The organism is Arthrobacter parietis, assembly GCF_039530425.1.
GTDB classification, from domain to species: domain Bacteria; phylum Actinomycetota; class Actinomycetes; order Actinomycetales; family Micrococcaceae; genus Arthrobacter_D; species Arthrobacter_D parietis.
The window spans coordinates 75437-82467 of sequence record NZ_BAAAON010000003.1 but is presented as its reverse complement, the minus strand read 5'-3'; the positions used below and the strand labels follow the sequence as shown (position 1 = coordinate 82467).

Below are 7031 nucleotides of genomic sequence, written 5' to 3'. Positions count from 1 at the left end.
GGTGGGTTCAGCGCCGCTGAACCCACCGGACCTGCGCAAATCTTCCTGGGGTGGTTGGGTGGCGGTGGCGGAGAAACCTCAGGAAACCCGGCCGGCTCCGTCCGCCGGGGACACCGCGAAGATGGCCGGTTCGGTGAAACCCGCTGCGGCAAAGGCCGCCATCACTGCTGCGCCGACGCGGTCCAGATCCGCCAGTTGAACCAGCGCAATGGCCGAGCCGCCGAAGCCGCCGCCCGTCATGCGGGAACCCAGTGCACCGGCCTTGCGGGACGATTCAACGGCGAGGTCCAGCTCAGCACAGGAGATCTCAAAATCGTCCCGCATGGAGACGTGGCTCGCATCCAGCAACGGCGCAATCGCCCGTGGTCCTTCGTTACGGAGAAGCTCGACGGCGGCCTGCACCCGGGCGTTCTCCGTGACGACGTGCCGTACCCGCCGGAACGTCTCCTCGTCCAGCAGGCCGGATGCCTCCTCGAGGTCCTCTTCGCTGAGGTCGCGCAGCGCCGGAACGCCCATGACATCGGCACCGACTTCACAGGCACGACGGCGTGATGCGTAGCCGCCGGTTGCATGGGAGTGACTTACCCGGGTGTCGATGACTAGGAGGGCCAAACCGTTCTCCTGCAACGGCAGGGGAACTAGCTCGGCGTGCTGCGTACGGCAGTCCAGGAACACCGCGTGTCCGAGCTTGCCCAGCAGCGACGCGGACTGGTCCATCAGGCCGGTGGGCGCGCCGACCATCTCGTTTTCGGCGCGTTGCCCGATGAGCGCGAGGTCCGAGCCGCTGAGACCGAGCCCGTACAGCTCATTGGCGGCGACCGCCACTGCGCACTCGATGGCGGCGGAGGAAGACAGGCCGGCTCCAACCGGAACTTGCGAGTCAATCAGCAGGTCCATGCCCATGACCGAATGGCCCGCCTGCCGCAGGGCCCACAGAACGCCCACCGGGTAGGCAGCCCAGCCTTCGACGTCGCCGGCAGCCAGTTCATCCAGATCGCTGATGATGACCTCGCCGGAGCCGGAGCCGGAGCCGGAGCCGGAGCTGGAGAAGGTCGAACTGACCCGGACGGTGGAGTCTTCCCGGACGGAAGCTGCCACCTGCGTGGCTCGGTCGATCGCAAACGGCAGCACAAACCCGTCGTTGTAATCGGTGTGCTCACCGATCACGTTGACGCGGCCGGGAGCTGCCCAAACGCCGAGGGGTGAGTGCCCGAAGCGATCCTCAAACTGCTGAACGAGAGTCATGCTGTTACCTTCCCTGCTGGTGTTGCGGCGCGCAGGGTGGCGGCAACCTGCTCCGGAGTGGTGTCGTTGATGAAAGCACCCATTGCTGCTTCCGAGCCGGCGAGGAACTTCAGCTTATCCTCAGCCCTGCGGGGAGAAGTCAGCTGCAGGTGAAGGTAGCCGGCCTCGCGCAGGTCAGGAATCAGGGGCGCCTGATGCCACGCGGCAATGTAGGGGGTGGGGGTGCTGTAGATGCCGTCCACGCGGGCCAGCAGGTCGAGGTACAGCGTGGTCAGCTCGTCCTTTTCCTCGCCGGTCAGTGCGGCAATATCGGGAACGTGACGGTGCGGCACCAGGTGCACTTCCAGCGGCCAGCGTGCAGCGAACGGCACGTAGGCACTGAAGTGTGCGCCTTCAAGCACCATGCGCTCGCCGGATTCACGCTCGGACTTCAGCACGGAGCCCATCAGGGTGCCGCGCCCGTCGACGGCGTCAAAATAGCGCCGGGCAGCCTGGCCCATTAGCGCCGCGCGAGGCGGAACGAACGGATAGGCGTAGATCTGCCCATGCGGATGCAGCAGGGTCACTCCGATGTCCGCGCCGCGGTTCTCGAACGGGAAAACCTGCCGGATGCCTTCCATTGCGGACAACGCTTCGGTCCGGTGTGCCCACGCTTCGACGACGGTGCGAGCCCGCTCCGGCGGCAAGGACCCGAAGGAGCCCTCGTGGGAGGAATCGAACACGACCACTTCGCACCGTCCGAAGGCCGTCGTCGTCGTGCCCCAGCCTGTGCTGGCGGGCTGGAGGTCCGGCAGCTCACCGAGCGCGGGTCCAAAGGAGGAAAAGCGGTTCTCAAAAACCACAACCTCGTAGTCGGAGGCGGGAACTTCGGACAGGTTGCCGGCTGTGGAGGGGCACAGTGGACACTGGTCCGCGGGGGGCAGGTGGGTGCGCGTCTGCCGGTGTGCGGCCACGGCCGTCCATTCGCCGGTCAGGGGGTCGTAGCGTACGTCTCCCGTACCGCCGCGGGGCGGGAGACCACGGGAATCGGCGACGGCGGCAGGGTCGCGGTGCAGCGCCGCCGCCTCCTCGCTGGCGTCGAAATAGATCAGCTCGCGTCCGTCGGATAAGCGGGTGGGGGTTACCTGGGTCATGGGGTGTCCTGGGGTTTGGGGGATGGGCCGGTTGGGGGAGTGAGGATGCTCGTTGTCCGGGCATAGCGCGGGTCATCCGGCTCGGAGTCGGTCACAATGCAGTGCACCCGCTCGATCCCGGTGATGCGGGCAAGGCTCACCGTGCCGAACTTGGTGGAGTCAGCCAGAACGATCAGCCGGCCGCACTGCTCGGCAAATGCAAGGTTTGTGTCTGCCTCGGCAAGATTGGGGGTGGTGATCCCGGCCTGGGCGTCCACGCCGTGGGCACCCATGAAGCACAGGTCCACGTTGAAGGACCGGACGGTGGCTGCGGCAATGGGCCCTACCAGCGCTTCGGAAGGGGAGCGCTCACCGCCGGTCAGCAGGACGGTCACGCCAGGTGTTGCAGCCCGGTGCAGCTTCTCGGCGGCGGGCAGGGAATTGGTAAGGATGGTCAGGGGCCCGGAGATGTGCTCGACCAGGCGGTAGGTGGTGGTTCCGCCGGTGAGCGCCACGGTCATGCCCGGTTGGATGAGGGCTGCCGCCGTTGCGGCAATGGACTCCTTGGCCTCGATGCGCTGGTCTGCGTTGACACCGAATCCGGGTTCGATTGCACTGAGCGCGGTCCGGGATGCTGCGCCGCCGTGGACCTTGCGCAGTGCGCCGGCGGAATCGAGCACGTCGATGTCCCGCCGGATGGTCATTTCCGAGACCCCCAAGGCCTCGGCAAGCTCGCCGACGCGGACCGTCCGCCGCACGCCGAGCTTCGCAAGAATGGCAGCATGCCGGTCGGCAGCGAGCATCAGCGGACTCCGTAGGTTGGCGGAAGAAAAGACACTTAACAAAATACAACGGTTCGAACAAATTCAAACAGTTGGCCGAAAATGGTTCTGTCAGACGGTTGTGAAAAGATTGAGGCATGACGCGTCCTTCGCGGCGGAAAACGCAGCAGTCCTTCTCGAACGGCTTTGTTGCGCCCTCGGGCCGGTCTGCCGGCGAGGATGTCCCCTATGCGTTGAGGATCGGGGCGGCCTGGGCGTGGCGCGTCGGCCTGATTCTTGTGGTATCCGCTGCGGTGCTGTGGCTGATGAGCCAGATTTCACTGCTGGTCATTCCCCTGATGATCGCGGGCCTTCTTTCGAGTCTGCTGCTGCCGGCGGTGACCTTCCTGCGCGCACGCAAAGTGCCGGGGGGAATCGCCGTTTCCGTCATCGTTCTCGGATTCCTGCTCGCCGTGGCCGCCACCCTTTCCCTGGTCGGGCAGCAGCTCGCCGTCGGGTTCGCTTCACTCTGGGATGAGGCGCTGGCGGGTATCGAGCAGGTGCAGGAGTGGCTTTCCGACGGTCCACTGGACCTCACCTCGTCACAGATTGACGGCTTCATCGAGGAAGTCGCCAATGCTGTGGACAACAACAGCGGGGTGATTGTCAGCGGAGCGCTCTCCTTCGGATCCGGTGCCGGCTACTTTCTGGCCGGACTGCTGCTCACGGTGTTTGCGCTGATCTTCTTCCTGCACGACGGCGACACCATCTGGCGCTTCATCGCCGGCCTCGCACCGCGGCGGGCCCGGGCGGCGATCGCGGGTGCCGGCCGCCAGGGCTGGACCTCGATGGCCAACTACGTCCGGGTGCAGATCCTCGTTGCTTTCATTGACGCTGTCGGAATCGGTCTGGGAGCCGCCATCATTGGCGTGCCGCTCGTTCTTCCGTTGACGGTTTTGGTCTTCCTGGGTTCGTTCATACCCATTCTCGGCGCGCTCTTCACCGGCATGGTGGCTGTCCTGCTGGCCCTGGTGGCCAATGGATGGGTCAACGCACTGGTGATGCTCGCCATCGTGCTGCTGGTGCAGCAGGTGGAAGGGCATATCCTGCAGCCGTTCGTCATGGGCCGCGCCGTCTCGCTGCACCCCCTCGCAGTGGTGCTGGCGGTTGCGGGCGGTTCCCTCGTTGCCGGCGTTGCCGGCGCCTTGTTTTCCGTACCGCTGTTGGCGATCCTCAACACGGTTGTTCGTTATATAGCGGGCCGCACCTGGGAGACGGATCCTGCCCTCGGTGCGCCCGCGGGACACCCCGGCCCGGGCTCTGTCCCTGCACCCTACTCATCCGGTGAACCACTTGGGCCGGAACCCTCCACGAAAGAAGCGTCAACGTGACCACGGATCTCGCCCAGCTGGCAGTGACCCTCGAGGACGTCCTCGAAGCTCAGAAAATGCTCGACGGCGTCATTGCGTACACGCCGATCGAAGACTCCCGCGCACTTGGCAGGCTGACCGGTGCCAGGGTTTCGCTCAAATGCGAGAACCTGCAGCGCGCAGGTTCCTTCAAGGTGCGCGGCGCCTACACGCGGATGGCCAGGCTTTCCGCGGAGGAGCGGGCACGCGGCGTCGTCGCGGCATCGGCCGGCAACCATGCCCAGGGCGTGGCTGTGGCAGCCGCCCGGCTTGGCATCAAGGCACGCATTTACATGCCTCTCGGTGTGGCGCTGCCGAAGCTCGCGGCAACCCGCGGGCATGGTGCGGAGGTGGTGCTCCACGGGCACAACGTGGATGAAGCACTGACCGAGGCAAAACGGTACGCGGATGAGCACGGTGCTGTCTTTGTCCACCCGTTCGACAACGTGGACGTGGTGGCCGGGCAGGGGACAATCGGCCTCGAAATCCTCGAGCAGGTTCCGGACGTTGACACCATCCTCATGGGGGTTGGCGGCGGCGGGCTGCTGGCAGGCGTCTCAGTTGCCGTCAAGGCCCGTGCCAGGGAGCTGGGCCGGGAGATCCGCGTGATCGGCGTGCAGGCGGAGAACGCAGCCGCCTATCCGCCGTCGCTCGCAGCGGACGCCCTCGTGCCGCTGCAGAAGGTTTCCACGATTGCGGACGGCATTGCCGTGGGCCGGCCGGGGCAGCTTCCGTTCTCGATCATCCGCGAACTCGTCGACGACGTTGTCACGGTGAGCGAGGATTCCCTTGCCCGCGCGCTGATCTTCCTGCTGGAGCGCTCCAAGATGGTGGTGGAGCCGGCCGGCGCGGTGGGCGTCGCGGCACTGTTGGATGGAAAACTGACGGAAAACGGGGCCAACCCGGGGAACACCGTCGTCGTGCTTTCCGGCGGCAACATTGACCCCATGCTGATGCTCAAGGTCATCCAGCGCGGCCTCGCTGCTGCAGGCAGGTATCTGGTGGTGCGGATGCTGCTCGATGACCGGCCCGGTTCGCTGGCCACCATTTCCCGCATCATTGCGGAGTCTGACGCCAACGTGACCGGTGTGGATCACACGCGGGTGGGTGGCTCGATCAGCATGGGGGACGTGGCGATCACCATCAACATGGAGACGAAGGGCGAGGAACACTGCGAGCAGGTGCTGAACAACCTGCGGGCAGAGGGCTTCCAACCCGTCGTCATCCAGGGCTGACATGCTGGCAAAGCGGGCGCGGGGTGCGTTAACGACTGTCGTCGGCTTCGCTGCCCTGCTGTGGATTGTGCATCTGGTCAACACGGCCACCGGTTTCTTCCTGATCCGGCTGCTGGGCATTGTGCCGCGGGAAGTGGAGGGGCTGGACGGCGTGCTGTTCGCGCCGCTGCTGCACGCGGATGCCGGACACCTGTTCAGCAATACGCTGCCGCTGCTGGTCCTGGGGTTTCTGGCGTTCCTGGAGGGCGCCCGGCGTTTCGCCGTGGCAGTCGGGGCAAGCTGGCTGGCCTCCGGGCTGGGCGTGTGGATCTTCGGCGGCGGAGTGACCATCGGTGCGTCCGGGCTGGTCTTCGGCCTGTTTGCCCACCTGCTGGTCCGCGGCTTCTACAACCGGGACTGGAAGCAGATCCTGCTCGCCGGGCTGCTCTTCCTGATGTACGGCTCGCTCCTCTGGGGCGTGCTGCCGCAGTTCGGTTCGAACATCTCCTGGCAGGCCCACCTCTTCGGGGCTCTCGGCGGAGTACTGGCTGCGCTGATACTGAAGCGGCGGCCGGCCCCGTCAGGGACCGACCGCCTCAGCGCTAGTTGAGAAGCACAGCTAGCCCGCGTAGGGCTTAGCCGACAGGACCTCGACGGTGATTTCCTTGCCGTTGGGCGCGGTGTACTTCACGGTGTCTCCGGCCTTGTGACCCTGGATCGCTGCGCCCAGCGGGGACCTCTCGCTGTAGACGTTGAGATCCGTGTCCCCGGCAACTTCCCGGCTGCCCAGGAGGAAGGTCTCCTTGTCTCCGGCGATGTTCGCCTCGACCAGCATGCCCGGCTCAACAATGCCGTCATCTGCAGGGGACTCGCCCACGTGTGCGTTGTTCAGCAGTTCGGTCAGCTGCCGGATGCGGGCCTCGGCCTTGCCCTGCTCTTCCTTGGCTGCGTGGTAGCCGCCGTTCTCCTTGAGGTCACCCTCAGAGCGGGCCTGCTCAATGCGGGAAACGATCTCGGTGCGGCCTGGGCCGGACAGGTGGTCCAGCTCAGCCTTGAGGCGGTCGTAGGACTCCTTGGTGAGCCAGGCGACGGATGCGCTGTTGGTGGACACGATATCTCCTTAGGTACGTCGAAGCCCTCAAGCGGGATTCGGCTGCGGCCTTTGCCGTGATGCGCGCATCTACAAGCAAAGACCCCGCCTGCGTGATGGCCTCTTCTCCTGAAGTACTTCAGTAGGAACCAACCGCGGGGCGGGGCGGAACGTATCAGTCCATTATAGACAGCAAGCTT

General features: G+C 65.6%; 7 protein-coding genes. 3 read left to right on the top strand and 4 right to left on the bottom strand.

The window, feature by feature from the left end; translation table 11 throughout:
- Positions 1-78: 78 nt before the first annotated feature.
- From galK to ABFX19_RS12480, 3 genes are read right to left on the bottom strand one after another with little or no spacing between them, the layout of a single operon-like run.
- Positions 79-1245: a galactokinase gene (galK, locus tag ABFX19_RS12490; protein WP_346028467.1), complete on the bottom strand. Its 1167-nt coding sequence runs from the start codon at positions 1243-1245 to the stop codon at positions 79-81.
- On the bottom strand, positions 1242-2378 hold the full coding sequence (gene galT / locus ABFX19_RS12485) for a galactose-1-phosphate uridylyltransferase (protein WP_346028466.1): 1137 nt from the start codon (positions 2376-2378) through the stop codon (positions 1242-1244). Before galT ends, galK begins: the two co-directional genes overlap by 4 nt.
- Positions 2375-3160, bottom strand: a complete 786-nt coding sequence (locus ABFX19_RS12480) for a DeoR/GlpR family DNA-binding transcription regulator (RefSeq protein ID WP_346028465.1) — start codon at positions 3158-3160, stop codon at positions 2375-2377. The genes galT and ABFX19_RS12480 overlap by 4 nt, the downstream gene beginning before the upstream one ends.
- 116 nt (positions 3161-3276) lie before the next feature.
- Between ABFX19_RS12480 and ABFX19_RS12475 the strand changes: the two genes are divergently transcribed.
- The 3 genes from ABFX19_RS12475 to ABFX19_RS12465 are packed head-to-tail and all read left to right on the top strand — an operon-like array spanning position 3277 to position 6351.
- Positions 3277-4509: an AI-2E family transporter gene (locus ABFX19_RS12475; RefSeq protein ID WP_346028464.1), complete on the top strand. Its 1233-nt coding sequence runs from the start codon at positions 3277-3279 to the stop codon at positions 4507-4509.
- 56 nt (positions 4510-4565) lie between these two features.
- The gene (gene ilvA / locus ABFX19_RS12470) at positions 4566-5762 is read left to right on the top strand and encodes a threonine ammonia-lyase (protein WP_277359527.1); all 1197 of its coding nucleotides are present in this window, start codon (positions 4566-4568) and stop codon (positions 5760-5762) included.
- A gap of 1 nt (position 5763) precedes the next feature.
- Positions 5764-6351, top strand: coding sequence for a rhomboid family intramembrane serine protease (locus ABFX19_RS12465; RefSeq protein ID WP_346028463.1), 588 nt, complete (start codon positions 5764-5766; stop codon positions 6349-6351).
- Between the two features lie 9 nt (positions 6352-6360).
- Here the strand turns inward: ABFX19_RS12465 and greA are convergent, their stop codons facing one another.
- Entirely contained in the window at positions 6361-6855 is a 495-nt protein-coding gene (gene greA / locus ABFX19_RS12460) for a transcription elongation factor GreA (RefSeq protein ID WP_056548871.1), read from the bottom strand.
- Positions 6856-7031: the final 176 nt, after the last annotated feature.

Bases quoted from the DNA above. Each gene is read 5' to 3' on its own strand.
- ilvA (WP_277359527.1), top strand. From the start codon at position 4,566: ATGCTCGACGGCGTCATTGCGTACACGCCGATCGAAGACTCCCGCGCA.
- galT (WP_346028466.1), bottom strand. From the start codon at position 2,378: ATGACCCAGGTAACCCCCACCCGCTTATCCGACGGACGCGAGCTGATC.
- galK (WP_346028467.1), bottom strand. From the start codon at position 1,245: ATGACTCTCGTTCAGCAGTTTGAGGATCGCTTCGGGCACTCACCCCTC.
- ABFX19_RS12480 (WP_346028465.1), bottom strand. From the start codon at position 3,160: ATGCTCGCTGCCGACCGGCATGCTGCCATTCTTGCGAAGCTCGGCGTG.
- ABFX19_RS12475 (WP_346028464.1), top strand. From the start codon at position 3,277: ATGACGCGTCCTTCGCGGCGGAAAACGCAGCAGTCCTTCTCGAACGGC.
- ABFX19_RS12465 (WP_346028463.1), top strand. From the start codon at position 5,764: ATGCTGGCAAAGCGGGCGCGGGGTGCGTTAACGACTGTCGTCGGCTTC.